Genomic DNA, 26633 nt, shown 5'->3' on the forward strand with positions numbered 1-26633 from the left:
CCCCGGGCACCGGCACCCTCACAGCAGGAACAGGTCGTGCACGGCGGCCATGAGCAGCAGCGCGCCGATCACCGCCAGGAAGATCATCAGCGGTGGCTGGGACAGCGCGAACAGACAGCCGCGCGGCTCCTCGGCGACCGGCACGGACGGCGCCGCACCGGGGGCGGGAACGCGTGCGGGGCCTGTTGCGGGGGCCGGAACGTGTGCGGGGGCGGTGTCCCCCGAGGTATCGAGCATCTCGGGGGGATGATGCAGCACGCCCGGTCCCGAAGATCACGCAACACACCCCGCGCCGGGCCGTGTTCACCCCATCCCGTGGACCACGGGACCGAGAAGGATCAGAACCGGTCGGACCGCGGTCCGATCCCGGTCATATTCCGTGCTTCTTCAGAATCGCCTCAATGTCGCTGAAGTCCTCGTCCGCCGGCTTCGCCTGCTGCTTCGCGGCCGGAGCGGAGCGCCCGGCCCCCAGCGACGGCGCCGACGCGGCCGGCGCCACGGCCGACGGGGTCTCTCCCCCGGTCGCCGCCTTCTTCCCGGCCCTGCGCCGCTCGACCGCGCGCGAGCTCATGAACAGCAGCCAGGACAGGCCCAGCACACCGAAGCCGGCCCACACGGTCAGGTTGAACGTCAGGGCCTCGAAGAGCCAGTCGATCGCGCCCGTCATCACCAGGCCCAGCGGCACCAGCGCATAGGCGGCGATCCGGGTGGCGGTCAGGAACTTCCTCCGCCAGGCCGTGATCGCGGCGATGCCCAGGCCCGCCGCGGCCACCGCGGAGCAAACGGTCTCGGCAAGCATGCGATCCTCCTGGTCCCGGGTGATACGTCCCTTCCATCCTGCACCGCACCACCCCCGCCGGGCCATGCCCCGGGCCGGGGATCAGGGAGATCTCCGGGTCGTCCCCCAGGGAGGGCCGGATGGGAGACTCTTCCCATGAGTGAGTCCACCACCCCCGCCTCCCCGGTCGTCCTGGAGGCCTGGTTCGACCTGCAGTGCCCCGACTGCTTCCAGGCCCTCGACGACGTCCGCGCCCTGCGCGCCGCGTACGGCGACCGCCTCGACGTGCAGCTGCGCCACTTCCCGCTGTCCAAGCACAAGCACGCGTACGCCGCCGCCCAGGCCGCCGAGGAGGCCTTCGCCCAGGGGCAGGGCTGGCCCTACGCCGAGGCCCTCCTGGCCCGGACCGCCGAGCTGGCCGACCGCGGCGAGCCGGTCCTCCTAGAGGTCGCGGGCGAACTCGGCCTGGACGCCGAGGAGTTCGACACCGCGCTGATCGACGGCCGGCACCTCCTGACGGTCGACGCCGACGAGGCCGAGGGCAAGGCGATCAAGGTCACCGGCACCCCCACGTACGTCATCGGCGGCGAGCGTCTCGACGGCGGCCAGAGTCAGGACGGTCTGCGCGAGCGCATCACGGAGATCGCCGACCGCCTCCTCGGCGCCTGACCCCACCCCTCTGCCGGGGAGATCGTCAGCGCAGTTCCTTCGCGCTGTTGACGTGGGTCGTGCGGTAGCCCAGCGACTCGTACAGCCGGATCGCCGGGGTGTTGCCCGCGAAGACGTGCAGTCCGATCCGGGTCTCCCCGGCCTCCCGCGCGACCCGCTCGGCGAGCAGCATCAGCGCCCGGCCGTAGCCGCGCCCGCGGTGCGCCTCGTCGACCTCGATGTCGTACACGAAAGCCGCCCACTCCCCCGGTTCGAGCTCGATCCGGCCCGTCCACAGATGGCCGGCCGGCTGCCCGTCCTTCACGATCACGTGGAAGGCGACGCCGGGCGAGGCCAGGCCGTCCGGGAGATACCTCCGGTGGCTGTCCTCGGCCTTGGCGCGGGCCTGGTCCTCGGGGACGCCCCGGTCGATCCAGTCCTGCGCGAAGACCTCCTTGGACCGCGCCTCCCACACCACGAACTCGGCCTCGGTCATCGGCCGGACCTCGACACCGTCCGGCAGTGCGGGCGGCTCGGACGGCAGCGCCTTGACCATGTTCCGGCTGCGCTCGGCGTAGCCGAGAGAGTCCGCCATCCGCAGCGCGGCCGCCGCCTCCGCGGGCACCGATATCCGCACCTGGACGCAGCCCCAGCTCCGCAGCACCTCCTCGGCCGCGAGCGCCGCGACCGTGGCCCGGCCGCGCCCGCGGTCCGGCTCGTGGACCCCGAGGCGGTCGATCACGCCCGAGGCCGCGCCGAAGGCGGGGTCCGTGGAGAGCCGGACGGAGCCGACCCGGCGGCTGTTCACGCAGATGTCGTAGCTGCGTGAACGGCTGCCGTCGGCGGACTGCTGGAGCGGCTCGGACGGCCGCAGGGTGGTGGTCATCACAGGTGTTCTACCCGCGCCGGGCCCACCCGTCATCCGGATTTCGGCCGGGATCCGGTCTCAGCCGAGCTTCGGGTCCCGGTTCCTGGCGGCCCGCTCCTCGAAGAGCCGCATCGCCTTGGCCGTGACCGGCCCCGGCGTCCTGGCGAGCTCCCGGTCGTCCACCCGGTGCACGGCCTGTACGTCGCGCAGGGTCGAGGTCAGGAAGATCTCGTCGGCGCTCTCCAGAACGTCCAGCGGCAGATCGGTCTCCTCCGCGCCGGTCCACTCGGCGGCCAGGGCGCGGGTGATGCCCGCGAGGCAGCCGGAGGACACCGGCGGGGTGAGGATCCGGCCGTCGACCACGACGAAGACATTGGAGCCGGTGCCCTCGCAGAGCTGCCCCACGGTGTTGGCGAACAGCGCCTCGGAGGCGCCCCGCTCGTGCGCGCGGGCGAGCGCGACGACGTTCTCGGCGTACGAGGTGGTCTTGAGACCGGTCAGCGCGCCGCGCTCGTTACGGGTCCAGGGCACCGTGATCACGGCGGTGGTGTCCGGGCGGCGGCGGGTCTCGCCGAGGGCCACGACCAGGCTGGGGCCGGCGTCGCCGCGCTCGGAGCCGAGCGGGGAGAGCCCGCCGGTGTACGTGATGCGCAGCCGGCCGAGCTCCATCGGGTTGGCGGCGAGGACGGCGGCGACCGCGCGGCGTACCTCGTCGAGGTCGGGGTCGGGCAGGCCGAGGCCGCGGGCGGAGCGGGTCAGCCGCTCCAGGTGGAGGGTGAGGGCGAACGTTTCGCCGCGCTCGGCCTTGACCGTCTCGAAGATGCCGTCGCCGACGGTCAGCCCGTGGTCGAGGACCGAGACCCGCGCGCTCTCGGCGTCGTGCAGCGCGCCGTTGACCCACAGTTTCATCGAGATATGGCCTTTCCAGTCGCCTCGTACGCGCCCGACGCTATCGCGACCAGGCGGGCGGCCTTGAGCTCGGTCTCGGCCCATTCGCGCTCGGGGTCGGAGCCCCAGGTGATGCCGGCGCCGGTGCCGAAGCGCAGCACTCCCTCGGCCCGGTCGATCCAGAAGGTGCGGATGCCGACGGCCAGCTCGGCGGTGCGCCGGTCGGCGTCGACCCAGCCGATGCCGCCGCAGTAGGGGCCGCGCGGGACGGTCTCCAGGGCCTCGATGATCCGCAGGGCGCTGGACTTGGGGGCGCCGGTCACGGAGCCGGGCGGGAAGGTCGCGTCGAGCAGCTCGGGCCAGCCGGCGCCGTCGCGCAGTTCGCCGCGGACGGTGGAGACCAGGTGGACCAGGCCGGGGTGCGGCTCGACGGCGCACAGCTCGGGCACGGTGACGGAACCGGTCGCGCAGACCCGGCCGAGGTCGTTGCGGACCAGGTCCACGATCATCACGTTCTCGGCGTGGTCCTTCTCCAGAAGGTCGTCGGCGGTCCGGCCGGTGCCCTTGATGGGGCCGGACTCGACGACGGGGCCGGTGCGCCGGAGATAGAGCTCGGGCGAGGCGGTGGCGATCTCCACGCCGTGCGCGGGCAGCCGGACGGTGCCGGCGTACGGGGCGGGGTTGCCGCGCGCGAGGAGCGCGGTGAGCGCGTCGACGTCGGCGGTGGCCGGATCGGGCAGCGGCGCGGACATCACCCGGCAGAGGTTCGCCTGGTAGACCTCGCCGCGCGCGATGTGGTCGCGCACGCGGCGCACGCCCGCGGTGTACGCGGCGCGGTCGAGCGAGGACGTCCAGTCGCCGGCCGCCGGTCCGCGCCAGGCGCCCGGGACGGGCGCGGGGACGGGATCGGGCCGCACGTCGCCGAAGCGCGCGCAGGTCAGCCGGCCCTCGAAGTCCGCGACGACCGCCCAGAAACCGGAGGAGTCCAGGGCCTCGGGGTCGTGGGTGACGTCCCGGAGGTCGGTGGCGAGGAGGCCGCCGAAGCGGGCCAGAGGAGCGAGGGGGTGCACAGAGCGAGTCTAGGTCCGCGGGAGGGAAGCGGCCGGGGCCGTGGAAGGACTCCGGGGAAGGAGGGGCGCGTGGGGTGGGAGGGGGCGCTGGGAGCCACGTCGGGGACACATGGAGTGAACGCCGTACGAACGCTCCCGGACGCCCTCACGGGGCCGCAGGTCAGCACGCTGCGGAAACGCGTTTTTGTACTGGCCCAGGAATCCGCTAGAGTTCAACACGTCGCCGGGACGCGCAAGCGAAACGGAAACGACAAGCGGACGTGGCTCAGTTGGTAGAGCATCACCTTGCCAAGGTGAGGGTCGCGAGTTCGAATCTCGTCGTCCGCTCGATGTGGGGGATCTTCCCGAACCCCCGAATCACACTCCTGGTGGAGTGGCCGAGAGGCGAGGCAACGGCCTGCAAAGCCGTCTACACGGGTTCAAATCCCGTCTCCACCTCCAAGGACGATTAGCTCAGCGGGAGAGCGCTTCCCTGACACGGAAGAGGTCACTGGTTCAATCCCAGTATCGTCCACTGGACCTTCGGGTCCCGGATCTTCGGATCCCCCGCGCGATTAGCTCAGCGGGAGAGCGCTTCCCTGACACGGAAGAGGTCACTGGTTCAATCCCAGTATCGCGCACTGGACCTTCGGTCCCGGACCTTCGGGTCGTCCCGCGCGATTAGCTCAGCGGGAGAGCGCTTCCCTGACACGGAAGAGGTCACTGGTTCAATCCCAGTATCGCGCACCAGTCACGAGCCCCCGGCCGCGCAAGCGACCGGGGGCTTCGTCGTGCCGCGAGCGGTCCGGCGTGGGGCCGGGCCCCGGTGGGGCCGGGCCGCACGACCGGGCTTGGCTCAGGAGGAGAACAGCATCCGGCCGAAACCGCGGTGGCCGTGGTGCCCGTGGTGACCGCCGTGGTGCGGGGCGCCCCAGGCCGGGGCGGCGGGCTGCGCGGGGTAGGCCTGCGGCGGCGGGGCCTGCTGGACCCACTGGGACTCCAGGCGGGTCAGGGCCTCCAGCTCGCCGTAGTCCAGGAAGATGCCGCGGCAGCCGCTGCACTGCTCGATCTGGACGCCGTTGCGGTTGTACGTGTGCATGGCCGCGTGGCACTTGGGACACTGCATGCGGACTCAACTCCCTGCCGTTCGAATGGGGCTCTCACATTACGTGGACGCCGACGGCGGCAACTCGGTTCGGAGCGAACCGATTCGGGCGCAGGTGTCGATCATCACGTCCTCCACCTCGTCCAGCGGGCGCCCCTCGGCGGTGGACTTGGCGACGGCGAGCGCCGCGGTCTGCACGGTGAGCGCGCGGGCCGGGACGTCGAGCCGCGCCCACGGGTCGGCGCCGCCCGGGGCGAGGCCGCGGGTGGCGGGGCCGCCGGCCGTCTCGTACGCGGAGAGGAAGCGTGCCCACACCTCCGGCGCGAGCAGCCCGGCCGCGAACCAGGCGGCGGGCCGGGCCAGGTCCCAGGCCGGGTCGCCGACCCCGAGGTCGTCCACGTCGATCAGCCGCCAGCGGGCGTCTGGACCCGGCTCCCCGAGACGTACGAGCTGACCGAGGTGGAAGTCGCCGTGGCAGAGGGTCGCCGGTACGGCGGGCTCCGGGGCGAAGTCGGGGAGGGTGAGCCAGGCTCGCAGCACCACGGGCGTCGCGGGGTGGTCCGGGGCCGCGCGCCGCATCCGCTCCACGGCGAGGGCGGCCTTCACCGGGGCGCGCATCGCCGGAGTGCCCGGCGGCGCCGGGACCCGGTGCAGCCGGGCCAGCAGCCGGCCGGCCGCCTCCCAGGGGGCGGCGCCGGGATCCTCCGGATCGACGGGACTGCCGTACGGCCACAGGCTCAGCGGCCGGTCCGCCTGCGGTGCCCGCGGTCCGGGCAGCGGCGGCAGCAGCACCTCGGCGAGGTCCGGGAGCGCGGCGACCGATATCCGCGCCCGCAGGTCGGCCGGGTCGCCGTCGGGCCCGTGCGCCTTGAGGACCAGCCGCCCGTGCCGTACGACGGTCCCGTCGGCCCGATCGGCGAGCAGCCCGGCCCGGCACGGGCACGACGCCCCGGCAGGCTCGCCGGGATGCGCGGCGGCGCGGGCGAGGGTGTGCAGCTGCAGCAGGGCGGTGTCGTCCACGGCGTGGAGCCTACGCGGGGGTTGTCGCGTGGCGGCCGGCCGGTGTCGGGCGGCCGCGCCGCCGGACCCCGGGCGTCCGGCGTCGGGCTGGACGCCGGCGTGCCGAGCCTCAAGGCGCAAGGCGCCAGGCGCCGAGCCGCCGGACGCCGGGGTCGGGCGTCGGATCCCGGGCGCCGGCCCGCAGGCCGCCGGACGGCGGGTGCGGATCTCCACGCCACCGGATGCCCCACCGGACCACGAACCCCGGACGCTGGATGCCGGGCCGCTGGGCGCGGGACGGTTCCGGGGGCCGGCTGGCCGCCGTCGGCGCAGGGTGGCGTGCGCCGAGCAGCCGCGTGGCCGGGCGCCCCGGGCCGGAAAAGCGCGAGGGCCGGTCAGCTCCCCAGCTGACCGGCCGCACGCTGCCGTCCGCCGCACCCCCGTCCCCACGGGGCTGATGGCCGGATGTCCCCGACCCGGGCCGCTCTCCCGGGTCCGGGGCGCTGTTCAGCGCCCCAGCATCACGCCCACGGACGACGCCTGAGTGACCACCGCGTCCCAGCCGCCGAAGACGACTACGAGCAGGGCCGCGAGAGGGAGGACCATGGCGGTCGCCACCAGCGGGTGACGGCGGCTCGAAGGGCGGGTGGTGGTCATCCGCGGGGCCGGGTACGCCATGGGTCCTCTCCTGTCGTGTCGGACGCGGCGGGTGCGGTGACCTCGGGGGACGAGTGCTGCACCCGCCGCTCGACAACCAATCTAGGCAGCGGGCGCGCCCCGGACGTCATGCCCGCGTACCGACTTCCGGGCCTCCCGGAGGATGACGGGCCTCCGAACGGCGTACTCCCCTGGGTGGAGACGGATCGTCCGGACTGGGGGTCATCCCGGAGGGGACGCCCCGGGCACCCCTCCGGGACGGCCGTGTGACCTGCCCCACGTTTGGCCCGGACCGTCGGGGTGTCGTGCCGCCCCGGAGTCAACGCCCTTGATATGAGGGAGTGTTGGCGAGTGGCACGGCTGACCCCGCCTCAAGTGTCCCCCTCAGCACTGACAATCGATGCGGCCCTGAGGGCGCGGCCTGTGAGCGGGCCGGGGCAGGGGTACGTAAGCTGTGCCACGTCGAACGGACGAGGGGACGGACATGGCGATGATGCGGCTCCGGCGCGAGGACCCGCGGATCGTCGGGTCGTTCCGGCTGCACCGCCGGCTGGGCGCCGGCGGGATGGGGGTCGTGTACCTCGGTTCCGACCGGCGCGGCCAGCGCGTGGCGCTCAAAGTGATCCGCCCCGACCTCGCCGAGGACCAGGAGTTCCGCTCCCGGTTCGCCCGCGAGGTGTCCGCCGCCCGGCGGATCCGCGGCGGCTGCACCGCCCGGCTCGTCGCCGCCGACCTGGAGGCCGAGCGCCCCTGGTTCGCCACCCAGTACGTGCCCGGGCCCTCCCTGCACGACCGGGTCGCCGAGGAGGGTCCGCTGCGGGCCGCCGACGTGGCCTCGATCGGCGCCGCGCTCTCCGAGGGCCTGGTCGCCGTGCACGAGGCGGGCGTCGTCCACCGCGACCTCAAGCCGTCCAACATCCTGCTCTCGCCCAAGGGCCCCCGGATCATCGACTTCGGCATCGCCTGGGCGACCGGCGCCAGCACCCTCACCCACGTCGGCACCGCCGTCGGCTCCCCCGGCTTCCTCGCGCCCGAGCAGGTCAGGGGCGCGCCCGTCACCGCCGCGACCGACGTCTTCTCGCTCGGCGCCACCCTCGCGTACGCCGCGATGGGCGACTCCCCCTTCGGGCACGGCAGCTCCGAGGTCATGCTCTACCGGGTCGTGCACGAGGAGCCCCAGCTGCACGGCGTGCCCGACGCGCTCGCGCCGCTGGTGCGGGCCTGCCTCGCGAAGGACCCGGAGGAGCGGCCCAGCACCCTCCAGCTGTCCATGCGGCTCAAGGAGATCGCCGCGCGGGAGGCGCAGGGGCTGCCCGCCGCCGCCCGGCCGCCCGGCCAGCGCGAGCGGACCGAGGAGCGCAGCCCCGTCCGGCCCACGGAGCGGTACACCGAGCGCACCACCGAGCGGTCCCTCGACCGCGGCGGGGAGGGCGGCGGCGAGCGGCCGGCCACCGACCGGCCCACCGGCGGCCGCCCCTCCGCGGCGGCGCGCCCCTCGGCCTCCCGGCCGTCCGCGTCCCGCACGGGTGCCGGTGGCGGTGCGCGGGGCGGTCAGTCCCGGCCCGGCACGCGCCCGGGCACCCGCACCGGGGCCCGCGGCACCTCCACCGGGCGCCGGCCCGCCAACCCTCGGCTGCTGCGTCAGCGGCTGTTCGTCTTCGTCGTCGTCACGCTGATCGTGGCACTGGGGATCGCGGCCGCGCAGGCGTTGCAGGGGTGAGTCCCGGGAGGTGAGCCCCGGGGTGGGTCCCCGGGGGCTGCGCCTCGGGGCTGTGGCCTGGGGTCGTGCCCCGGGGCCGTGGCCCTGGGTTGTGCCCGAGGCTGCGCCTCAGGGCCGTGGCCCGGGAGTGTGGCTCAGGGTGCGGCCTGGGGGTTGTGACCCGGGCCGTAGCCCGGGGTTGTGCCCCGGGGCCGTGGCCCGCGCGGGGTTACGGCTGCGGGCGGCCGCTCGTCACCGCGTAGAAGGCCACCGCCGCCGCGGCGCCCACGTTCAGCGAGTCCACGCCGTGGGCCATCGGGATCCGGACCCACTCGTCCGCCGCGCGCAGCGCCTGCGTCGACAGGCCCTCGCCCTCCGCGCCCAGCATCAGGGCCACCCGGTCCAGCTTGTGCGGGGCCGCGTCGTCGATCGACGCCGCCCGGTCCGCCGGGGTCAGCGCGAGGAGCTTGAAGCCCGCCTCCCGTACCGCCTCCAGACCGCGCGGCCAGGTGTCCAGGCGGGCGTACGGGACCGAGAACACCGCGCCCATCGACACCTTCACCGAGCGGCGGTACAGCGGGTCCGCGCAGTCCGGCGACAGGAGCACCGCGTCCATGCCGAGCGCGGCCGCGCTGCGGAAGATCGCGCCGATGTTGGTGTGGTCGTTCACCGCCTCCATGACCGCCACCCGGCGGGCGCCCGCGAGCAGCTCCGCCGCGGACGGCAGCGGCTTGCGCTGCATCGACGCCAGCGCGCCGCGGTGCACGTGATAGCCCGTCACGCGCTCGGCGAGGTCCGGGCTCACCGCGTACACCGGAGCCGGGAGCTCGTCGATGACGTCGCGCATGACGTCGACCCACTTGGCCGAGAGCAGCATCGAGCGCATCTCGTAGCCGGCGTCCTTGGCGCGGCGGATCACCTTCTCGCCCTCGGCGATGAACAGGCCCTCGGCCGGCTCGCGCCTGCGGCGCAGCTCGACGTCGGTCAGTCCGGTGTAGTCCCGCAGGCGCGGGTCGTCGGGGTCGTCGATCGTGATGAGTTCGGCCACGGGGTGATACTGCCTTGTCCGGTGGGTGGTGCCAATGCGTGCGGGCGTCAGTGGGTGGGCTTGGCGGTGGGGTTCTTGGCCGGGGACTCGTGGACCACGTCGCCGATGACGATGACCGCCGGCGGGCGCACGTCCTGCGCCGTGACGGTCTCGGCGACCGTCGCCAGCGTCGCGTCCACCCGGCGCTGGGCGGCCGTCGTGCCCTCCTGGATCAGCGCCAGCGGGGTCTCCGGCGCCTTGCCGTTCGCCATCAGCGCCTCCGCGATCTTGCCGATCTTGTCGACGCCCATGAGGATGACGAGCGTTCCGGTGAGCCGCGCCAGCGACGCCCAGTCGACGAGCGAGCGCGGGTCGTCCGGCGCCACATGGCCGCTGACCACGGTGAACTCGTGGGCCACGCCCCGGTGGGTGACCGGGATGCCGGCCGCGCCGGGGACCGAGATCGAGCTGGAGATGCCCGGGACCACCGTGCAGGCGATGCCCTCGGCGGCCAGCGCCTGGGCCTCCTCCATGCCGCGGCCGAAGACGAACGGGTCGCCGCCCTTCAGGCGGACGACGGACTTCCCGGCCTTGGCGTGCTCGATCAGCGCGTTGTTGATGGCCTCCTGGGCCATGAACCGGCCGTACGGGATCTTCGCCGCGTCGATCACCTCGACGTGCGGGGGCAGCTCCGAGAGCAGGTCGCGCGGGCCGAGGCGGTCCGCGATCACCACGTCCGCCTCCGCGAGGAGGCGGCGGCCGCGGACCGTGATCAGGTCCGGGTCGCCCGGGCCGCCGCCGACGAGCGCGACGAACGGGGTGCGGGCGCGCTGCGCCGGAGCCGCGATCGAACCGTCCCGCAGGCCCTCGACGATCGCGTCCCGCACGGCCGCCGAGCGGCGCGGGTCGCGGCCGGTGAGCACCGCGACCGTCACGCCCTCGCTGGCGCCCGTCGCCGGGGTCCACGCGGTGGCCGCCTCGGCGTCGTCGGAGCGGACGCACCAGGTCTTCGTGCGCTCGGCCTCGGCGGAGATGGCGGCGTTCGCCGCCGGGTCGGTGGTGGCGACCAGGGCGTACCAGGCGTCGGCGAGGTCGCCTTCCTCGTAGCGCCGCTTGATCCAGGTGATCTCGCCGGTCTCGGCCATCGCGTCCACGGACGGGGTCGCGGAGGGCGAGATCAGGGTCACCCGGGCGCCGGCCGCGATCAGGGCGGGCAGCCGGCGCTGGGCCACCTGGCCACCGCCGAACACGACGACGCGGCGGCCGGCGAGGCGCAGTCCGACGGGGTAGGCGGGGTGCTCGGCGGTGTCGGCGTGCTCGGCCATGGTGCGGGCGGCTCCTCTGGAGGGGCGGTGCAGTGGGCACCTCACGATATCGGTGACCTGCGGGTCTCTCGCTGTGATCGATGTCCCTCGCGTCGGTGGGAGGGTGCGTGCGGGCCGCGCGGGGTCCCGCATTCGGGACTGCATGATGTACGGCGCGGTCTGGTCCGACCAGCGCGGAACGTCCTTGTTCCGCGCCACACATCACGCTTTACGTCCCGAACGTCGGGACCCCGCACGTCCCCCACTCCCGCCGGATCTCCCGAAGGGACCCGGCTGAGGAGGGAGGGCGCGTGCGGCTTCCTACTTCTCCGTGACGCCCGCCGAGTCGAACGTCGCCACCTCGTGCATCGCCCGCGCGGCGCTCTGGACCACCGGGAGGGCGAGCAGGGCGCCGGTGCCCTCGCCGAGGCGGAGGTCCAGGTCGACCAGGGGGCGCAGGCCCAGCTTGTTGAGGGCCGCGACGTGGCCCGGCTCGGCGCTGCGGTGGCCCGCGATGCAGGCCGCGAGGGACTCGGGCGCGATGGCGCGGGCGACGAGGGCCGCCGCGCCGGTGGAGACGCCGTCGAGGATGACCGGGGTACGGAGCGAGGACGCGCCCAGGATCAGGCCGACGAGCGCCGCGTGCTCCAGGCCGCCGATCGCCGCGAGGACGCCGATCGGGTCCGCCGGGTCCGGCTTGTGGAGGTCGAGCGCCCGGCGGACCACGTCCACCTTGCGGGCGTGCATCTCGTCGTTGATGCCCGTGCCGCGGCCGGTCACCTCGACCGGGTCCACGCCGGTGTAGACCGAGATGAGCGCGGCGGACGCGGTGGTGTTCGCGATGCCCATCTCACCGGTGAGCAGCGCCTTGTTGCCGGCCGCCACCAGGTCGCGGGCGGTCTCGATGCCGACCTCGATCGCGGCGATCGCCTCTTCGCGGGTCATCGCCTGGCCGATGGTGAAGTCGGCGGTGCCGGCCTTGACCTTGCGCGGGAGCAGACCGGGCGTGGAGGGCAGGTCGGAGGCGACGCCGACGTCGATGACGCAGACCTCGGCGCCCACCTGGTTGGCGAAGGCGTTGCAGACCGCGCCGCCGCCGAGGAAGTTCGCGACCATCTGGCCGGTCACCTCCTGGGGCCAGGCGGTGACGCCCTGGGCGTGCACCCCGTGGTCGCCGGCGAAGATCGCGACGGCGGCCGGCTCGGGGATCGGCGGCGGGCAGACCCGGGAGAGGCCGCAGAGCTGCGCGGAGATGATCTCCAGCATGCCGAGCGCCCCGGCGGGCTTCGTCATGCGCTTCTGGCGCTCCCAGGCCTCGCCGAGCGCCTTGGCGTCCAGCGGGCGGATGTTGGCGACGGTCTCCTGGAGCAGGTCGTGCGGCTCCTCGCCGGGCAGCGCGCGGCGGCCGTACGTCTCCTCGTGGACGACCCAGGACAGCGGGCGGCGCTTGGACCAGCCCGCCTGCATCAGCTCGGGCTCCTCGGGGAACTCGTCGACGTAGCCGACGCAGAGGTACGCGACCACTTCGAGGTGCTCGGGCAGGCCGAGGGCGCGGACCATCTCGCGCTCGTCGAAGAAGCTGACCCAGCCGACGCCGAGGCCCTCGGCGCGGGCGGCGAGCCACAGGTTCTCGACGGCGAGCGCCGAGGAGTACGGGGCCATCTGCGGCTGCGTGTAGCGGCCGAGGGTGTGCCGGCCGCCGCGGGTCGGGTCCGCGGTGACGACGATGTTCACCGGGGTGTCGAGGATGGCCTCGATCTTCAGTTCCTTGAACTGCTTCGCCCGGCCCTTGGGCAGCGACTTGGCGTACGCGTCGCGCTGGGTCTGGGCCAGCTCGTGCATCGTCCGGCGGGTCTCCGCGGACCGGATGACGACGAAGTCCCAGGGCTGCGAGTGGCCGACGGACGGGGCCGTGTGGGCCGCCTCAAGGACGCGGAGCAGGACCTCGTGCGGGATCGGGTCGGGGCGGAAGCCGTTGCGGATGTCGCGGCGCTCGCGCATCACGCGGAGTACGGCCTCGCGCTCGGCCTCGTCGTAACCGGGGGCGCGCTCGCCCGCCGGTTCCGTCCCGGCTGCTGTCTCGGGTGCCGTCTCGGCTACTGCTTCCGGGTCGGCCTGGGCCTCGGGCTCTGCCTCGGGCTCGGGGGCCGCGGAGGGCTCGATCCCGGGCTCGGCGACGGGGGCGGGTACGGCCTCCGGCTCCGCCGGGGTCTCCGCGACCGGTTCGGGCTGGGGCGCGGGGGCCACCTCGGCCTCGACGACGGGCTCGGCCGGGAGTTCGGGCTCCGCCGGGGGCTCCGCGACCGGCTGGGGGGCGACCTCGACCACGGGCTCGGGCTCGACGACGACCGGCGCCTCGGGCTGTGCCTCGGGGGCGTCCTCGGCCACGACGGGGATCTCCTCCGCCGCGACCTCGACGGGGGCCGGGGCCGGCTGCTCCTCGGGGACGACGGCCGGGGCCTCGGCCGCGACCGGCTCGACCACGATGGGCTCGGCGGGAGCCTCGACCGCGACCGGCGCCTCGGGCTGCGGCTCCGGTTCGGCCTCGCGCGGGGCGGGGACCGGGGCCTCCTGGGCGACCGGCTCCGCGGCGGGCGGCTCGGCGGCCTGCGGTTCCACGACGACCGGCTCGGCGGCGGGTTCGGCGACGACGGGCTCGGCCACGGCCTGCGGCTGCTCCGGCTGCGCGTCCTGGACCGGGAGGACCGGCTCCGGGGCGGGCGTCGGGGCCAGGTGCGGGGCGGTCGGGACGGAGCCCTCGACCGGGACGAACTGGACGGCCTGCGGGGCGACCTGCTCCGCCGGGGCGGGGGTCTGCGGCTCCTGGGGCTGCGCGGTCCACGGCACGGCGCCCTGCGGGGCCGTCTGCTGGTCCTGCGGCGGCACGTCCAGGTATTCGGGGCCGGTGGTCGGCGGGCCCGGGGTCCGGACCGGCATCGGCGTGGGCGCCGCGGCGGCGGCCGGGGCCGCGACGGGCGCGGGCTGCGCGGCGGGGGCGGCGGCCGGGCCGCGGTCGGCGAGGGAGCGCACCACGCCGCCGGTGGCGTCCGGCATCGGCGGGCCCATGTGCAGCGGGCGGCGCGCGGACTGCGGGGCCTGCGCGGGCGCCGGGGCGGGCATCCGGACGCCGCTCAGGTCGACGGAGCCGGAGTCGCGGCCGGCCGCCTCGTGGGCGCCGGTGTCGAGGATGCCGGGCTCGTAGCCGTGGTCGGTGAGGACCGGCTCGTGCGGCACGCCGTGCGCCGGGGTGGCCTGCGGGGGCACCGGAACGCCCTGCGGCGGGGTGGCGGTGACCTGCTCGATGGGGGCGGTCAGCGGATCGACGACCGGGCCCGGGGCGGGCACGGTGACCGGCGGCGCGGGCACCACGCCCGGCTGCAGCTCGCTCCAGGCGCCCTGGGCGCCCGGCATCAGCAGTACCTCGTCGTCCTCGGCTGCGTTCTCGGAGGGGTCCAGGTAGGCGTACGCGCCCGGGGCGGGGATGCCCGGCTGCTCGCCCGTGCCTGCGTTCTCCGGCAGCCCCTCAGCCGGGACCTGGCCGGTGTCCGTCATGCTGCGTACCCCTCGCCCATCGGTTGTGCTCCTTCAGACCTTCGCCCGTCAACAAGAACGAGCTCGCGCGCCGCGCGGCACGAAGCACGCGCGGACACCCATGCATTGTCGCGGCCTTCGGCCATCCTGGCAGGCGGATCCGCCACCCTTGGCTGTGGACTGCGCCACGTCGCGCCGTCCCCCCGTCGTCCCGCACCTTGTGAGGAGGCAAGAAGGCCCCAGGTCCAGGACATTGACGAACAACACGCCGAACGTCCGGGTGCGGTACAACAATCGGCCAGCCTACCTCCCCCGATGCCCCCCGCGATCACGGGGAGCATCCGTCCGGTTGCCGGACAGGAGGAAGACCACGGAGCGCCCGCGCTCGGTCCATTCGGCCGGGTCGAGGCCCACGGTCTGCAGCAGCGCGCACTCCACCGCGTAGCCGCCGTCGGCCAGTGCCGCGCCGATCGCCTCGGCCTCGTCGCGGGTGGCGGCGTGGGTGACGATCCGCTCGGGCCTGCGGTCGGTGCAGGCGGTGACGACCGGGACTCCCCCGGCCCCGATGCGTACGACATCGGGTTCGGGAAGGCTCTCCAGGACGTGCGGGGCGCGGCCGGTGACGGTCTGGAGGTGGCGGCCGGCGGCGCGGGCGGCGGCCTCGGTGCGGGCGCAGGCGGCGGGGTCGGCGTCGACGGCGATGACGGCGGCGCCGAAGCGGGCGGCGTCGACGGCGAAGGCTCCGTCGGCGCAGCCGATGTCCCAGACCAGGTCGCCCTCGCGGGGGCCGAGCCGGGCGAGCTGGGCGGCGCGCAGGGTGGGGTCCTGGCCGGTGCGGCCGCCGGTGTCCTCGGTGGGCAGGGCCCAGCCGCGTACCGCCGGGGTGTCGTGGCCCATGAGCCAGCCGCCGGTGGAGCCGCCGCCGATGACGAGGACGACGTTGGGGTCGCGCCAGGCGTGGTCGGCGGCCTTGTCGGAGGTGACGACGGTGACCTGTTCGCGGTCCGTGCCGAGTTCCTCGCAGATGACGAAGGTGCGGTGGACTCCGTCGAGGAGCAGGGCGAGTTCGGCGGGGCCGGCGCCGGGTGAGGTGAGGACGGCGACCTTGGGGTGGGCGCGGCAGACGTTGACGGCGCGGCGCAGGGTGCGCTGGTGGGCGACGACGACGCGGGCGTCGTCCCAGGGCATGCCGGCCCGGGCGAAGGCGGCGGCGACGCTGGAGACGGCGGGTACGACCTCGACCTCCAGGCCGTGTTCGGGGGCGCGCAGGGTGCGGACGACGCCGAAGAAGCCGGGGTCGCCGTCGGCGAGGACGACGGCGGTGCCGCGGTGGCCGGCGATGCGGCGGGCGGCGAGGTCGACGCTGCCGAGGCGGATGCGTTCGGCGGCGGCCGGGACCTCCGGGAGGGCGAGGTGGTGGGCGGCGCCGGCCACCAGGGTGGCGGCGGCGAGCGCGGACCGGGCCGCCGCGGTGAGGGGCGAGCCGTCCCAGCCGATCACCGTGACCCGGTCGGCCATCTGTGTCTGTCTCCCTGAGGGGTGTGTGCAGGTCGGGGGCGGGTCGAGCCTACCTGGGCCGGGCCAGGGCCTGTCCGACGGATCAGGGTCGGACCCGGCCATGATCCGCCGGACAGGCCCTAGCTCCAGTCGGCGTAGGTGGAGAGGCCGGCCTCGGCCATCTGGTCGGCGTCGAGGTCCTCGGGGAGGAGGCTCCACACGATGAGGTCGGTGCGGATGTCGGTCCAGGCGCCTGTCTCGGTCTGGCTGCGCGCTATCCAGGCGTTGCGCAGGACGCCTTCGCTGATGCAGCCGATCTTCTGGGCGACCTGCTGGGAGGCGGTGTTGTCGGCGGCGGTGCGCAGTTCGAGGCGTTCGAAGCCGCGGTCGCCGAAGAGCCATTGGGCGACGGCGAGGACGGATTCGGTGGCGTAGCCCTCGCCGCGGGCCCAGGGGGCGGTGACGTAGGCGACCTCGGTGGCGCGGGTGCGCCAGTTGGTGCTGTGGAGGTGGACGATGCCGACGAGGCGCTGGGTGAGGAACTCGGTGACGGCGAAGACGATGCCGCGGCCCTCGGTGCGTTCCGCAGGAGCGATCCTGCGGACCCAGTCCTCGGCGTCGCGCGGGGTGTAGGGGTGCGGGACGGAGGTCCAGGCGACGACGAGTTCGTCGTTCATCATCTCCACGAAGGCGGGGATGTCGGCCTCTTCGAACGCGCGCAGCACCAACCGGTCCGTGCTGATGGAGATGGACGGGAAGGTCGTAGTCATGCGCAACTCCATACGTGAAGACCGTGAAGGCACAGCATGCAGCATGCGGTGGTCGCGCGCATGCGCGGGGTGAACCCGAAGGCCCCGCGCGCCGGTACGGGGCGGGCGGGGCCTTCGGGACGGGGACGGCGCCAAGGGGCGTGCCGCGGGCCTTACTTGGCGGGGGCGCCGAAGGCCGGGACGACGGAGCCCTTGTAGGTGTCCTCGATGTACTTCTTCACCTCGGGGGAGTTGAGCAGCTTGACGAGCTTCTGCACCCGGGCGTCGTTCTCGTTGCCGGCCTTGACGGCGAGGAAGTTGGCGTAGGGGTTGCCCTCCGCCTTCTCCAGGACGAGGGCGTCCTTCGCCGGGGAGAGCTTGGCCTCGATCGCGTAGTTGCCGTTGACGACGGCGGCGTCGACGTCGTTCAGGGCGCGGGGCACGGTGGCGGCCTCCAGCTCCTTGAACTCCAGGCCCTTCTTGTCGGTGATGTCGGAGAGCTTGGCGTCGGTGCCGACGCCCGCCTTGAGGGTGATGAGCCCGTTGTCGGCGAGCAGGTGGAGCGCGCGGCCCTCGTTGGTGGTGTCGTTGGGGACGGCGACGGTCTGGCCGGCCTTGATGTCCTTCACCGACGTGACCTTCTTGGAGTAGAGGCCGAGCGGCTCCAGGTGCACGTTCACCACGGGGACGATGTGGGTGTTGTTCTTCTTGTTGAAGTCGTCGAGGTACGGCTTGTGCTGGAAGTAGTTGGCGTCGACCTGGCCGGACTCGGTGGCGGTGTTCGGCAGGACGTAGTCCGTGAACTCCTTCACCTCCAGCTTCAGGCCCTCCTTGGCGGCGAGCTTGTCCTTGACGAAGTTGAGGATGTCGGCGTGCGGCGTCGGGGACGCGGCGACGACGAGCGGCTTGTCGGCGGAGCCGGCCGCGTCCTTGGTGGAGGACGGGTCGGAGGAGGTGCCGCACGCGGTCAGGCCGAGGGCGAGGGCGGCGGTGGCGGCGATGCCGGCGGAGAGCTTGATGTTCTTGCGCACGAAGAGTGCCTCTTTCCGGTGGTGCGGTTGCTGCGCCTGGACAACAAGTCCGGGCTGTTCTTCGGGGGTACGAAGTCGGGGGTGCCCTGCGGTTACGCGGTGCGGGTCACGCGGTGCGGCCGCGGCGGGCGAGGAGGCGGACGACGCCGTCGCCGATGAGCTGGACGACGGTGACGATCACGACCAGGACGACGACGGTGACCAGCATGAAGGTGGTGTCGAAGCGCTGGTATCCGTACGTGATGGCCTTGGAGCCGAGTCCTTCGCCGCCGACCGCGCCGGCCATGGCGGAGTAGCCGATGAGCACGATGACGGTGGTGGTGACGGCGGAGACCAGGGAGGGCAGGGCCTGCGGGAGCAGGACCTTGCGGACGATGGTGGGGATGCCGCCGCCCATGGACTGGACGGCTTCGACGAGTCCGTGGTCGACCTCGCGGATCGCGGTCTCGACGAGCCGGGCGAAGAAGGGGATGGCGCCGATGGCGAGCGGCACGATCATCGCGGTGGGGCCGATGAAGGTGCCGACGACGAGGGTGGTGAAGGGGATCAGGGCGATCAGCAGGATGATGAACGGGAGCGAGCGGCCCACGTTCACGATCGCGCCGACGACCTTGTTCACCGGGCGGTTCTGCAGCAGTCCGCCCTTGTCGGTGAGGACGAGCAGGATGCCGAGCGGGAGGCCGCCGGCGATGGTGACGACGGTGGCCCACAGGACCATGTAGAGGGTGTCGACGGTGCCCTGCTCGAGCAGCGGCTGCATCTCGGACCAGGTCACTTGGCACCTTCCTTCACCAGGACGGGCGCGGCGGCGGTGGCCGGTCCGGCGTCCTGCGGTTCGACGATCTCGACCTGGAGGCCCTGCTCGCGCAGGAAGCCGACCGGGACGACGTTCTCCTCGTAACGGCCGGGGAGTTCGATCCGCATGCGGCCGATCTGGCGTCCGCCGACGGTGTCCATGGCGGCGCCGAGGATCGAGATGTCGATGTTGTACGTACGGGCGAGCTGCGAGATCACCGGCTGTCCGGCGGTCTCGCCGTGGAAGGTGACGTCCACGACGGTGCGGTCGAGTCCGGTGGCGGCGCCGCTGACCGGGAAGAGTTCGGCGGCGAGCTGGGAGCCGGGGGTGGCGAGGAGTTCGCCGACGGTGCCGGACTCGACGACCCGGCCGTGCTGCATGAGGGCGGCCGAGTCGCAGATGGTCTTGACGACGTCCATCTCGTGGGTGATGAGGAGGACGGTGAGGCCGAGCTGCCGGTTGAGGTCGCGCAGCAGCTGGAGGATGGAGCGGGTGGTCTCGGGGTCGAGGGCGCTGGTGGCCTCGTCCGAGAGCAGCACCTTGGGCTTGCCGGCGAGGGCGCGCGCGATGCCGACGCGCTGCTTCTGGCCGCCGGAGAGCTGGCCGGGGTAGGCCTTGGCCTTGTCGGCGAGGCCGACGAGGTCGAGGAGTTCCAGGGCGCGGCGGGAGCGTTCGGCGCCGGAGACGCCGAGGATCTCCAGGGGCAGCTCGATGTTGTCCTTGACGGTGCGCGAGGACAGCAGGTTGAAGTGCTGGAAGACCATGCCGATGCTGCTGCGGGCGCGGCGCAGTTCCTTGCCGGCGCGGCGGCCCTTTCCGGCGAGGGCGGTGAGGTCGACGCCGTCGACGGTCACGGTGCCGGAGGTGGGGCGCTCCAGGAGGTTGACGCAGCGGATGAGCGAGGACTTGCCGGCGCCGCTCTGGCCGATCACGCCGAAGACCTCGCCTTCGCGAACGTGGAGGTCGACGCCGTCCAGAGCGGTGACCTGGCGGCCTCGCGACTCGTAGACCTTGGTCAGGCCCGAAGTGGTGATCACAGGGTTTCCGTCACTGTCGAGTGCGCGGCGCTGGGTCCGCCGTGCACGGGCATTCGTCATTTCGGACAGTCAGGCGCAGGGCGGCTGGTCACGGCGGTGGCCGGGAGGCAGCGCGTGCGCGCGGGGCGGGCTCGGTCCGGTGCCGGAAGGGGCGGCGGATCGGCTCGGCCGTCGGGCTCGCTTCGGGGCGCGAGTCTCAGGCGGGGGCCCTCAGTTGGCGCACATTCGACACATACAACGAGCACCGGGCGTCTGGTTCGCCTCGGTCGCAAGGGTGCGGCTGCTCGTCGTGGTCATGTCGGTAAGTAAAGCATGCAAATGTGCGAACGGAGCGGAGCTGTCCGCATAGCGGACAGTGCTGAGACGGCATGCGGACGGACCGGGTCCGCGCCGGGGCCGGCGGCGGGCGCCGCTCCCCCGGGCGTGGCCTGGGCGGGGAGCGGTCACGGACCCTGTCGGCACGGGGGTCCGCCACGGGGCGGCCGGGGGCGGGGTGTGGCCAAGGCCACGGTCCGGGTCTCCGCCCTGCGCTCGGCGGGGGCCGGGCGGCCCGGGTGGCGGGGGCCGGGCGCATCGGGGCGTTCGGGCCGTAATACCCTCGGGCGCATGCTTGACGCCCTGACGGTCGCGGTCTCGGTGGCCGCGCTCGCCCTCGCCGCCTGGTGCGGCTTCGCCGCCTATCGCGACCAGCCCACCAAGGACTGGCACTTCATCGGCATGGCCGTGGTGACCTTCCTCGCCCTGGTGCAGCTGGTGGTCGGCATCGTGCAGCTGGTGCGCGGCGAGAACGCGGAGGAGGGCACCACGATCTTCATCGCCTATCTCCTCGGCGCGCTGTGCGCGGTGCCCGCGGCCGGACTGCTCTCGCTGACCGAGCGCAGCAAGTGGGGCTCGACGACGGTGGCGGCGGGCGCGGTCGTGCTCGCCGTGCTCGAAGTGCGTCTCTACGACATCTGGACGGTGGGCTGATCATGACCGCTACCGAGACCGGAACCGGGAACGAGGCCGGGAACGGGAACGAGGCCGGGAACGCGCCGAAGCCCGGCCGTCTGGTGCAGGGCCCGGGCGTGCTGCTCGTCTGGCTGTACGGCGTGATGTCGGTCGGCGCGGTGTCCCGCTCGATCTACCAGATCGCCACCGAGTTCGACCGGGCGCCGCTGGCGTACGGCCTGTCGGCGGTGGCCGCGGTCGTGTACGCCTTCATCACGTACACGCTGGTACGGGGCGGCGAGACGGCCCGCAGGGCGGCGCTGGTGTGCTGCGCCGCCGAGCTCGCGGGCGTGCTGATCGTCGGCACCTGGACACTGGTCGAGCCCTCGGCCTTCCCGGACGCGACGGTCTGGTCGGACTACGGCTACGGCTACCTCTTCATCCCGGTGCTGCTGCCGCTGAGCGGCATCTGGTGGCTGCGGCGGTCCAAGGCCGCCTAGGCGGCCTTCTCCAGGGTGACGAGGGTGAGCCGGGGCCCGACCTCGCGGGTGGCGACCTGGGCGTACCCCTTGCTGCGGTACAGCCGCAGATTGCCCTCGCTGCGGTGGCCGGTGAAGAGCTGGAAGCGCTTGGCGGCCGGGGCGGGCTCCGCCGCGTAGTGGCGCTCGATGGCGTCGAGGAGCCGGCCGCCGATGCCGTGGCGCTGCATCCGCGGGTGGACGACGAGCTTGGCGATGCGCACGGTGCCGTCCTCGTCGAGCCGGCCGCGCACGGAGGCGACGATCTCCTCGCCCAGCTTCGCGACGAAGGCGCGGCCCTCGGTGAGTTCGGCGCGCAGGGCGTCGAGCGACTGGGTCAGCGGCTCGATCGACCAGTCCTGGTAGATCTCGGCCTCGCGCTGGTAGCAGAGGTACTGGAGCTTCAGAATGCTCTCCGCGTCCTTGGCCGCGTCCGCCGCTGAGATGGTCACGCTCATGCCCATGTGCGCATGCCTCCCGCTCGTCTGATCCACCGTGGGTCTACGGCACCTTTCCCCGCGCACCGGCACCGGGAACCTCCGCAGCCAGCATTCTGCGCAGGCATCCCAGGCAGCGGGAACGCATCGGCCCCAGACTGCCCTGTGAGATACCCAACGCTCCTGCGATTTCGCGGTAGGTGGGGTCGTCGGGGTGGAGCATCGCGGTGAGCAGCCGCGGGCAGTGGCCGGGGGTGCGGCGGACGGCGGCGCGCAGCGTGCGGCGCCGCTCGGCGTGCAGGGCGTGGCTCTCGGGCGAGCCGTGCGCCGGGGACTCGTGCGCGGGCTCGTGGCCCGGCTCGCCGTGGAAGGACCGCTCGTGGGCGCTGGCGCGCCGGGCGCGGCGCGCCTCGGCCCGGACGGCGCGGCGGAGCCAGTCGGCGGGCCGTTCGGGTGCGTCGTCGTCCCGGATCCGTTCGAGCAGGCGCAGCAGCACCGCCTGTTCGAGATCGTCGGCCTCGACGCCCGCGCCGGGCGCCTCGGCCTGCGACTCGGCGGCGAGCAGCGGGGTGAGGGCGGTGAGCAGGGCGTCGGGAGTGGCGGAGGGGGTGCCGGGGGCGCTGGGGGAGGTCATGCCCGCGACGATGCGACCGGCCCCCGGCCCGGTTGCGCCCCCGGCCCGAAACCACCCGGTCGGGTGTACGGGCCGGGGACCGCGCTCGTACGGACGCCTCGCGTACGGATGCCTAGCGGTCGCGGAAGTCCGCGGCGGCCAACAGGGCCGTGTCGGCGTTGTCGGAGAAGATGCCGTCGATGCCCGTCTCGAAGAAGCGCTTGAGCGCGCCGAAGGCGTCGCCGTACGCGTTGGGGTCGGTGCCCCGGCGGTACTCGGCCGGCAGGAAGGTGTTCTCGTTGCGCTGGGTGTACGGGTGGAGGATCAGGCCCTGGGCGTGGGCGTCGCGGACCAGGGTGGTCTCGGCGCCGAGCCGGCCGCTCGCGTCGCGCGGCAGGATCAGGTCGAGGGTGGGGCCGATGCCCTGCGCGTACGAGGCGATCCAGCGCAGGCCCGCGGGCGTGACCAGGTCGGCGACGGTGCGCGGGTCGCCGGCCTCGACGAAGTCCCAGGGGCGGGTGTTCGCGCCGGAGAGCAGCACGACGCGCGGGGAGTCGACCAGGCGGGCCAGCCGCTGGATGCTGCCGGGCTCGAAGGACTGGAGGAAGACCGGGGAGTCGGCGCGGTGGCGGCCGTAGCGGCGGAGCAGCTTCGCGAGCCGCTCCTCGAGGGGCAGGCCGATCGAGCGGAAGTAGGTGGGGTGCTTGGTCTCGACGTGCAGCCACACCGGGCGGCCACGGCGGCGACCCTCCTGCTCGGCCCAGCGCAGCACCTCCTCGAAGGTGGGGACGGCCCAGCGCCCGTCGTAGAGGGTGTTCTCCTGGCGGGTGGCGGGGATGCGCTCCTTGGCCCGCAGGGTCTTGAGCTCGGCGAGCGTGAAGTCCTCGGTGAACCAGCCGGTGAGGGCGGTCCCGTCGACGGTCTTGGTGGTCTTCCGGGAGGCGAACTCGGGGTGGTCGGCGACGTCGGTGGTGCCGGTGATGTCGTTCTCGTGGCGGCAGACCAGGTGCCCGTCCTTGGTGGGGACGAGGTCCTGCTCGACGACGTCGGCGCCCAGGGTGAGCGCGAGCTGGTAGGAGCCGAGGGTGTGCTCGGGGCGGTAGCCGCTGGCGCCGCGGTGGCCGATGACGGTGGGGACGGGCAGCGAGCGGTAGCCGCCGTGGCCGTGGCCCCGGTCGCGGGTGCCCGGCTCGCCGTCGGCGGTGGCGGCGACGGCGGACTGGACGGCCTGGGCGGTGCCGCCGGCGAGGACGGTGGACCCGCCGAGGACGGCGGCGCCGGCCGCGCCGAGGACCGCGCGTCGGGCCGGGGTCGGGCGCTTGGGCTGTGTCATGAACACTCCTTCGGTGTGATCTCCGTGTGATGTCCCGCACCTGTCAACTGCGCCCCCGACGCTAGGCATTGCGGCCCTACAGGCGGCAGACCTGCGCGGAACATGGCGGAAACACACGTCAACACGCCGTATCCGTTGCGTGAACCCGATGTGCGGAGCGTGGTGACCCGCGAGTATCGTCGCCATCTGCACCGTCGGCTCGTCGAGCCGCAGCCGCCCGCCCGACACGGAGGAACCGTTGTCCCGTCTCGCGATCATGAAGGCCATCCTCGGACCGGTCCTGCGCCTCATGTTCCGTCCCCGCGTCGAGGGCGCCGAGAACATCCCGGGCACCGGTCCGGTGATCCTCGCGGGCAACCATCTGACCTTCATCGACTCGATGATCATGCCGATCTGCCTGGACCGCCCGGCCTACTTCATCGGCAAGGACGAGTACGTGAAGGGCACCGGCGTCAAGGGCCGGCTGATGGCCTGGTTCTTCACCAGCGTCGGCATGATCCCGGTGGACCGGGACGGCGGCCGCGGCGGTGTGGCCGCGCTGATGACCGGCCGCCGGGTCCTGGAGGAGGGCAAGATCTTCTCCATCTACCCGGAGGGCACCCGCTCCCCCGACGGCCGGCTCTACCGCGGCCGCACCGGCATCGCCCGGCTCACCCTGATGACCGGCGCGCCGGTGGTGCCGTTCGCGATGATCGGCACCGACAAGGTCCAGCCGGGCGGCGCGGGCATCCCGCGCCCGGGCCGGGTGACGGTCCGCTTCGGCGAGCCGATGGAGTTCTCCCGCTACGACGGCATGGACCGCGACCGGTACGTGCTGCGCGCAGTGACGGACTCGGTGATGGCGGAGGTCATGCGGCTGTCCGGCCAGGAGTACGTGGACATGTACGCGACCAAGGCGAAGGAAGCCGCGTAGGGCTTCCCGTACGTACGAGGAGGGCGCCCCCGGGATTCCGGGGGCGCCCTCCTCGTGTCCTGTCCTGGACGTCAGTGCTCGACGGGGCCGTCCGCCAGCTTCTGGCCCTTCAGCAGGAACCAGGCCGCGACGGCGGTCGCCAGGAGCACCGCGGCGCCGACGCCGGAGGCGATGCGCAGGCCGTCGACGAAGGCGTCCTGGGCGGCGGCGACGAGCGCGCCGCCCTGGTCCGGGCCGAGGCCCGCCGCGGCCTCCACGGCGCCGCCCAGCGAGTCGTGGGCCGCGGCGGCGGTGTCCGACGGGATGCCCGCCGGGGTGGTGAAGCTCCGGTAGACGCCGGTCACGATGGAGCCGAGGACCGCGATGCCGAGGGCCGCGCCCAGCTCGTAGGCCGTCTCGGAGACCGCGGAGGCGGCACCGGCCTGCTCCTTGGGGACGCCGGAGAGGATCACGTCGGCGGTGACGGTGAACGCGAAGCCCGCGCCGACGCCGACCACGAGCAGGCTCGCGCCGAGCAGCGGGTAGCCGGTGGACCGGCCGATGGCGGTGAGCACCGCGAGGGCGAGTCCGATGGCGGCGAGGCCGCCGGCGACGACCGAGCGCACCGAGAACCGGCGGGCGACCCGGCCCGCGACCAGACCGGCCGTCACCGCGCCGATGGCGGCGGGCAGTTCGGCGAGCCCCGCCTCCAGGGGCGCCCGGCCCTGGACCAGCTGGAAGAACTGGGACAGGAAGAACACCAGGCCGGAGAGGCCGAGGATGGTCAGCAGGTCGGCGACCACGGCGGCGGAGAAGCCGCGGTTGCGGAACAGGCGCATGTCCAGGAGCGGGGCCGGCAGGGTGAGCTGACGGCGCACGAACCAGGTCAGACCGCCGATGCCGACGGCCAGCGCGGCCACCACGTCCAGGGTGAGGCCGTGGGCGGCCAGCTCCTTGATCGCGTAGACGACGCCGATCATGCCGGCGAGGGAGAGCAGGACGCTCGGCAGGTCCCAGGGGCCCGGGTTCGGGTTCTTCGACTCGGGGATCAGCCTGGCGCCGACGAGGACCAGGACGGCCATCACGGGCAGGTTGATCAGGAAGACCGAGCCCCACCAGAAGTGTTCGAGCAGGAATCCGCCGACGACCGGGCCCACGGCGGCACCGGCCGAGGCCATGGCGCCCCAGATGCCGATGGCGAGGCTGCGCTCGCGCGGGTCGTGGAAGAGGTTGCGGATCAGGGCGAGCGTGGACGGCATCAGGGTGGCGCCGGCGACGCCGAGCAGGGCGCGGGCCGCGATCATCATCTCGGGGCTGCTCGCGTAGGCGTTCAGGACCGAGACCGCGCCGAACGCGACGGCTCCGGTGAGCAGCAGCTTCTTGCGGCCGATGCGGTCGCCGAGGCTGCCCATGGAGACGAGCAGGCCGGCGATGACGAAGGAGTAGACGTCGCCGATCCAGAGCAGCTGGGTGCCGGACGGCTTCAGGTCCTCGGAGAGGAAGGGGGTCGCCAGGCCGAGTACCGTGGCGTCGACCGCCACGAGCAGTACGGCCAGGACGAGGACGGCGAGGGCGAGCCACCGGCCGGGACGGCGCACGCCCTCGGTATGGCTCTCGGGCGTCTGCGCCTTCGTGAGGCTGTCGCTGGTCACTTCTCCACGCTCCTGCGTGCTCCGCCGAGCATCAGCTCGGTGATCATGTACTGGTAGTCCTTGGCGGCGACCCGGCCGTCCATCACGGCCCAGGCGCCGGAGCCGACGAGGCCGTAGAAGGCCTCGCACAGCCAGGCGGGGGTCAGGTCGATCCGAAAGACGCCCTGCTCCTGGCCGCGCCGGAAGAGCGCGGCGATCCGGGCGTCGAGCCGGGCCCAGCCCGCGTGCTGCTCCTCCCCCTCGAACAGCTGGTTCTCGGTGACGAGGAAGGACAGCAGCGGGGCGACGGGCTCCACCGCGCCGACGAGCCGGCGCAGCACCTCGTCGGCCGGCCCCTCGTCGAGCCGCGCGCCGTCGAGGGCGGCCTCCAGCTCCGCGATGGCCATCTCCTCAAGGGCGCGGATCAGCGCCTCCCGCCCGGCGAACAGCCGGTGCAGCGTGGCGCGCCCGATCCCGGCGGCCCGGGCGACCTCGTCCATGGTGGCGGTCGCCTTCACGGAGAGCGTGGCGGCGGCGGAGCGGAGGACATGGGTGCGATCGACAGCCATGAGACAACCATACACCGAATGAGACACCCATGTCTCATTCAATAAAT

General features: G+C 73.6%; 26 protein-coding genes and 5 tRNA genes. 10 read left to right on the top strand and 21 right to left on the bottom strand.

Annotated features, from left to right (window positions below):
• Positions 1–18: 18 nt before the first annotated feature.
• Both KV205_RS18035 and KV205_RS18040 read right to left on the bottom strand, forming a co-directional pair.
• Positions 19–237: a hypothetical protein gene (locus KV205_RS18035; protein ID WP_265865424.1), complete on the bottom strand. Its 219-nt coding sequence runs from the start codon at positions 235–237 to the stop codon at positions 19–21.
• Positions 238–370: 133 nt separating this feature from the next.
• Positions 371–799 carry a hypothetical protein gene (locus tag KV205_RS18040; RefSeq protein WP_265865425.1) on the bottom strand — a complete coding sequence of 143 codons (429 nt, stop codon included), beginning with the start codon at positions 797–799 and terminating at the stop codon, positions 371–373.
• Positions 800–934: 135 nt separating this feature from the next.
• On the opposite strand from KV205_RS18040, the gene KV205_RS18045 reads away from it, so the two are divergent.
• Complete coding sequence (locus KV205_RS18045; protein WP_265865426.1) at positions 935–1447, top strand: DsbA family protein; 513 nt, start codon at positions 935–937, stop codon at positions 1445–1447.
• Between the two features lie 25 nt (positions 1448–1472).
• Here the strand turns inward: KV205_RS18045 and KV205_RS18050 are convergent, their stop codons facing one another.
• From KV205_RS18050 to KV205_RS18060, 3 genes are read right to left on the bottom strand one after another with little or no spacing between them, the layout of a single operon-like run.
• On the bottom strand, positions 1473–2312 hold the full coding sequence (locus tag KV205_RS18050; RefSeq protein WP_265865427.1) for a GNAT family N-acetyltransferase: 840 nt from the start codon (positions 2310–2312) through the stop codon (positions 1473–1475).
• Between the two features lie 60 nt (positions 2313–2372).
• Positions 2373–3203 carry an aminotransferase class IV gene (locus KV205_RS18055; RefSeq protein ID WP_265865428.1) on the bottom strand — a complete coding sequence of 277 codons (831 nt, stop codon included), beginning with the start codon at positions 3201–3203 and terminating at the stop codon, positions 2373–2375.
• The gene (locus KV205_RS18060; protein WP_265865429.1) at positions 3200–4252 is read right to left on the bottom strand and encodes a chorismate-binding protein; all 1053 of its coding nucleotides are present in this window, start codon (positions 4250–4252) and stop codon (positions 3200–3202) included. Before KV205_RS18060 ends, KV205_RS18055 begins: the two co-directional genes overlap by 4 nt.
• Positions 4253–4506: 254 nt before the next feature.
• Between KV205_RS18060 and KV205_RS18065 the strand changes: the two genes are divergently transcribed.
• The 5 genes from KV205_RS18065 (at position 4507) to KV205_RS18085 (ending at position 4981) form a co-directional block, all read left to right on the top strand.
• Positions 4507–4579 (top strand) — tRNA-Gly (locus tag KV205_RS18065).
• Between the two features lie 40 nt (positions 4580–4619).
• A tRNA-Cys gene (locus KV205_RS18070) sits at positions 4620–4693 on the top strand.
• Position 4694: 1 nt separating this feature from the next.
• Positions 4695–4766, top strand: a tRNA-Val gene (locus KV205_RS18075).
• Positions 4767–4800: 34 nt separating this feature from the next.
• Positions 4801–4872 (top strand) — tRNA-Val (locus KV205_RS18080).
• 34 nt (positions 4873–4906) lie between these two features.
• Positions 4907–4981 (top strand) — tRNA-Val (locus KV205_RS18085).
• 106 nt (positions 4982–5087) lie between these two features.
• On the opposite strand, the gene KV205_RS18090 is transcribed toward KV205_RS18085, so the two are convergent.
• The 3 genes from KV205_RS18090 to KV205_RS18100 form a co-directional block, all read right to left on the bottom strand.
• Positions 5088–5357, bottom strand: coding sequence for a zf-TFIIB domain-containing protein (locus tag KV205_RS18090; RefSeq protein WP_265865430.1), 270 nt, complete (start codon positions 5355–5357; stop codon positions 5088–5090).
• 39 nt (positions 5358–5396) lie between these two features.
• Complete coding sequence (locus KV205_RS18095; RefSeq protein WP_265865431.1) at positions 5397–6356, bottom strand: phosphotransferase family protein; 960 nt, start codon at positions 6354–6356, stop codon at positions 5397–5399.
• A gap of 486 nt (positions 6357–6842) precedes the next feature.
• Positions 6843–7013, bottom strand: coding sequence for a hypothetical protein (locus KV205_RS18100; protein ID WP_265865432.1), 171 nt, complete (start codon positions 7011–7013; stop codon positions 6843–6845).
• A gap of 463 nt (positions 7014–7476) precedes the next feature.
• Between KV205_RS18100 and KV205_RS18105 the strand changes: the two genes are divergently transcribed.
• Positions 7477–8712: a serine/threonine-protein kinase gene (locus KV205_RS18105; RefSeq protein ID WP_265865433.1), complete on the top strand. Its 1236-nt coding sequence runs from the start codon at positions 7477–7479 to the stop codon at positions 8710–8712.
• A 208-nt stretch (positions 8713–8920) separates the two neighbouring features.
• On the opposite strand, the gene KV205_RS18110 is transcribed toward KV205_RS18105, so the two are convergent.
• From KV205_RS18110 to KV205_RS18145, 8 genes are all read right to left on the bottom strand, one after another.
• Complete coding sequence (locus KV205_RS18110) at positions 8921–9739, bottom strand: RNA methyltransferase (RefSeq protein ID WP_265865434.1); 819 nt, start codon at positions 9737–9739, stop codon at positions 8921–8923.
• 47 nt (positions 9740–9786) lie between these two features.
• Complete coding sequence (gene cobA, locus KV205_RS18115) at positions 9787–11043, bottom strand: uroporphyrinogen-III C-methyltransferase (RefSeq protein WP_265865435.1); 1257 nt, start codon at positions 11041–11043, stop codon at positions 9787–9789.
• Positions 11044–11343: 300 nt separating this feature from the next.
• Positions 11344–14574 carry a nicotinate-nucleotide--dimethylbenzimidazole phosphoribosyltransferase gene (gene cobT / locus KV205_RS18120; RefSeq protein ID WP_265865436.1) on the bottom strand — a complete coding sequence of 1077 codons (3231 nt, stop codon included), beginning with the start codon at positions 14572–14574 and terminating at the stop codon, positions 11344–11346.
• 282 nt (positions 14575–14856) lie between these two features.
• Positions 14857–16071: a precorrin-6y C5,15-methyltransferase (decarboxylating) subunit CbiE gene (gene cbiE, locus KV205_RS18125; protein WP_265865437.1), complete on the bottom strand. Its 1215-nt coding sequence runs from the start codon at positions 16069–16071 to the stop codon at positions 14857–14859.
• A 119-nt stretch (positions 16072–16190) separates the two neighbouring features.
• Positions 16191–16832 (bottom strand): GNAT family N-acetyltransferase, encoded by a 642-nt coding sequence (locus tag KV205_RS18130; RefSeq protein WP_265865438.1) that lies wholly within the window; start codon positions 16830–16832, stop codon positions 16191–16193.
• A gap of 140 nt (positions 16833–16972) precedes the next feature.
• Complete coding sequence (locus KV205_RS18135) at positions 16973–17830, bottom strand: MetQ/NlpA family ABC transporter substrate-binding protein (RefSeq protein ID WP_265865439.1); 858 nt, start codon at positions 17828–17830, stop codon at positions 16973–16975.
• Between the two features lie 106 nt (positions 17831–17936).
• Complete coding sequence (locus KV205_RS18140) at positions 17937–18605, bottom strand: methionine ABC transporter permease (protein ID WP_265865440.1); 669 nt, start codon at positions 18603–18605, stop codon at positions 17937–17939.
• On the bottom strand, positions 18602–19663 hold the full coding sequence (locus KV205_RS18145; RefSeq protein WP_265865441.1) for a methionine ABC transporter ATP-binding protein: 1062 nt from the start codon (positions 19661–19663) through the stop codon (positions 18602–18604). Before KV205_RS18145 ends, KV205_RS18140 begins: the two co-directional genes overlap by 4 nt.
• A 606-nt stretch (positions 19664–20269) precedes the next feature.
• On the opposite strand from KV205_RS18145, the gene KV205_RS18150 reads away from it, so the two are divergent.
• Entirely contained in the window at positions 20270–20632 is a 363-nt protein-coding gene (locus tag KV205_RS18150; RefSeq protein ID WP_265865442.1) for a hypothetical protein, read from the top strand.
• A gap of 2 nt (positions 20633–20634) precedes the next feature.
• The gene (locus tag KV205_RS18155) at positions 20635–21093 is read left to right on the top strand and encodes a hypothetical protein (protein WP_265865443.1); all 459 of its coding nucleotides are present in this window, start codon (positions 20635–20637) and stop codon (positions 21091–21093) included.
• Here the strand turns inward: KV205_RS18155 and KV205_RS18160 are convergent.
• From KV205_RS18160 to KV205_RS18170, 3 genes are all read right to left on the bottom strand, one after another.
• On the bottom strand, positions 21090–21575 hold the full coding sequence (locus KV205_RS18160) for a GNAT family N-acetyltransferase (RefSeq protein WP_265865444.1): 486 nt from the start codon (positions 21573–21575) through the stop codon (positions 21090–21092). The genes KV205_RS18155 and KV205_RS18160 overlap by 4 nt on opposite strands.
• A gap of 37 nt (positions 21576–21612) precedes the next feature.
• A complete protein-coding gene (locus KV205_RS18165) occupies positions 21613–22182 on the bottom strand; it encodes a sigma-70 family RNA polymerase sigma factor (protein ID WP_265865445.1) in 570 nt (189 codons plus the stop codon).
• Positions 22183–22294: 112 nt separating this feature from the next.
• On the bottom strand, positions 22295–23494 hold the full coding sequence (locus KV205_RS18170; protein ID WP_265865446.1) for a glycerophosphodiester phosphodiesterase: 1200 nt from the start codon (positions 23492–23494) through the stop codon (positions 22295–22297).
• A 238-nt stretch (positions 23495–23732) separates the two neighbouring features.
• Here KV205_RS18170 and KV205_RS18175 point away from each other — a divergent pair, with 238 nt between their 5' ends.
• Positions 23733–24407 (top strand): 1-acyl-sn-glycerol-3-phosphate acyltransferase, encoded by a 675-nt coding sequence (locus KV205_RS18175; RefSeq protein ID WP_265865447.1) that lies wholly within the window; start codon positions 23733–23735, stop codon positions 24405–24407.
• Positions 24408–24478: 71 nt separating this feature from the next.
• On the opposite strand, the gene KV205_RS18180 is transcribed toward KV205_RS18175, so the two are convergent.
• Together KV205_RS18180 and KV205_RS18185 are read right to left on the bottom strand one after the other, a co-directional pair.
• Positions 24479–26038 (bottom strand): MFS transporter, encoded by a 1560-nt coding sequence (locus KV205_RS18180; protein WP_265865448.1) that lies wholly within the window; start codon positions 26036–26038, stop codon positions 24479–24481.
• Positions 26035–26586: a TetR/AcrR family transcriptional regulator gene (locus tag KV205_RS18185; RefSeq protein WP_265865449.1), complete on the bottom strand. Its 552-nt coding sequence runs from the start codon at positions 26584–26586 to the stop codon at positions 26035–26037. Before KV205_RS18185 ends, KV205_RS18180 begins: the two co-directional genes overlap by 4 nt.
• Positions 26587–26633 lie beyond the last annotated feature (47 nt).

Origin of the sequence: Streptomyces sp. SKN60 (assembly GCF_026236535.1) — a bacterium.
Lineage (GTDB): Bacteria > Actinomycetota > Actinomycetes > Streptomycetales > Streptomycetaceae > Streptomyces.

Bases quoted from the DNA above. Each gene is read 5' to 3' on its own strand.
- KV205_RS18035 (WP_265865424.1), bottom strand. From the start codon at position 237: ATGCTCGATACCTCGGGGGACACCGCCCCCGCACACGTTCCGGCCCCC.
- KV205_RS18040 (WP_265865425.1), bottom strand. From the start codon at position 799: ATGCTTGCCGAGACCGTTTGCTCCGCGGTGGCCGCGGCGGGCCTGGGC.
- KV205_RS18045 (WP_265865426.1), top strand. From the start codon at position 935: ATGAGTGAGTCCACCACCCCCGCCTCCCCGGTCGTCCTGGAGGCCTGG.
- KV205_RS18050 (WP_265865427.1), bottom strand. From the start codon at position 2,312: ATGACCACCACCCTGCGGCCGTCCGAGCCGCTCCAGCAGTCCGCCGAC.
- KV205_RS18055 (WP_265865428.1), bottom strand. From the start codon at position 3,203: ATGAAACTGTGGGTCAACGGCGCGCTGCACGACGCCGAGAGCGCGCGG.
- KV205_RS18090 (WP_265865430.1), bottom strand. From the start codon at position 5,357: ATGCAGTGTCCCAAGTGCCACGCGGCCATGCACACGTACAACCGCAAC.
- KV205_RS18100 (WP_265865432.1), bottom strand. From the start codon at position 7,013: ATGGCGTACCCGGCCCCGCGGATGACCACCACCCGCCCTTCGAGCCGC.
- KV205_RS18105 (WP_265865433.1), top strand. From the start codon at position 7,477: ATGGCGATGATGCGGCTCCGGCGCGAGGACCCGCGGATCGTCGGGTCG.
- cobA (WP_265865435.1), bottom strand. From the start codon at position 11,043: ATGGCCGAGCACGCCGACACCGCCGAGCACCCCGCCTACCCCGTCGGA.
- cobT (WP_265865436.1), bottom strand. From the start codon at position 14,574: ATGACGGACACCGGCCAGGTCCCGGCTGAGGGGCTGCCGGAGAACGCA.
- cbiE (WP_265865437.1), bottom strand. From the start codon at position 16,071: ATGGCCGACCGGGTCACGGTGATCGGCTGGGACGGCTCGCCCCTCACC.
- KV205_RS18130 (WP_265865438.1), bottom strand. From the start codon at position 16,832: ATGGAGTTGCGCATGACTACGACCTTCCCGTCCATCTCCATCAGCACG.
- KV205_RS18150 (WP_265865442.1), top strand. From the start codon at position 20,270: ATGCTTGACGCCCTGACGGTCGCGGTCTCGGTGGCCGCGCTCGCCCTC.
- KV205_RS18155 (WP_265865443.1), top strand. From the start codon at position 20,635: ATGACCGCTACCGAGACCGGAACCGGGAACGAGGCCGGGAACGGGAAC.
- KV205_RS18160 (WP_265865444.1), bottom strand. From the start codon at position 21,575: ATGGGCATGAGCGTGACCATCTCAGCGGCGGACGCGGCCAAGGACGCG.
- KV205_RS18165 (WP_265865445.1), bottom strand. From the start codon at position 22,182: ATGACCTCCCCCAGCGCCCCCGGCACCCCCTCCGCCACTCCCGACGCC.
- KV205_RS18170 (WP_265865446.1), bottom strand. From the start codon at position 23,494: ATGACACAGCCCAAGCGCCCGACCCCGGCCCGACGCGCGGTCCTCGGC.
- KV205_RS18185 (WP_265865449.1), bottom strand. From the start codon at position 26,586: ATGGCTGTCGATCGCACCCATGTCCTCCGCTCCGCCGCCGCCACGCTC.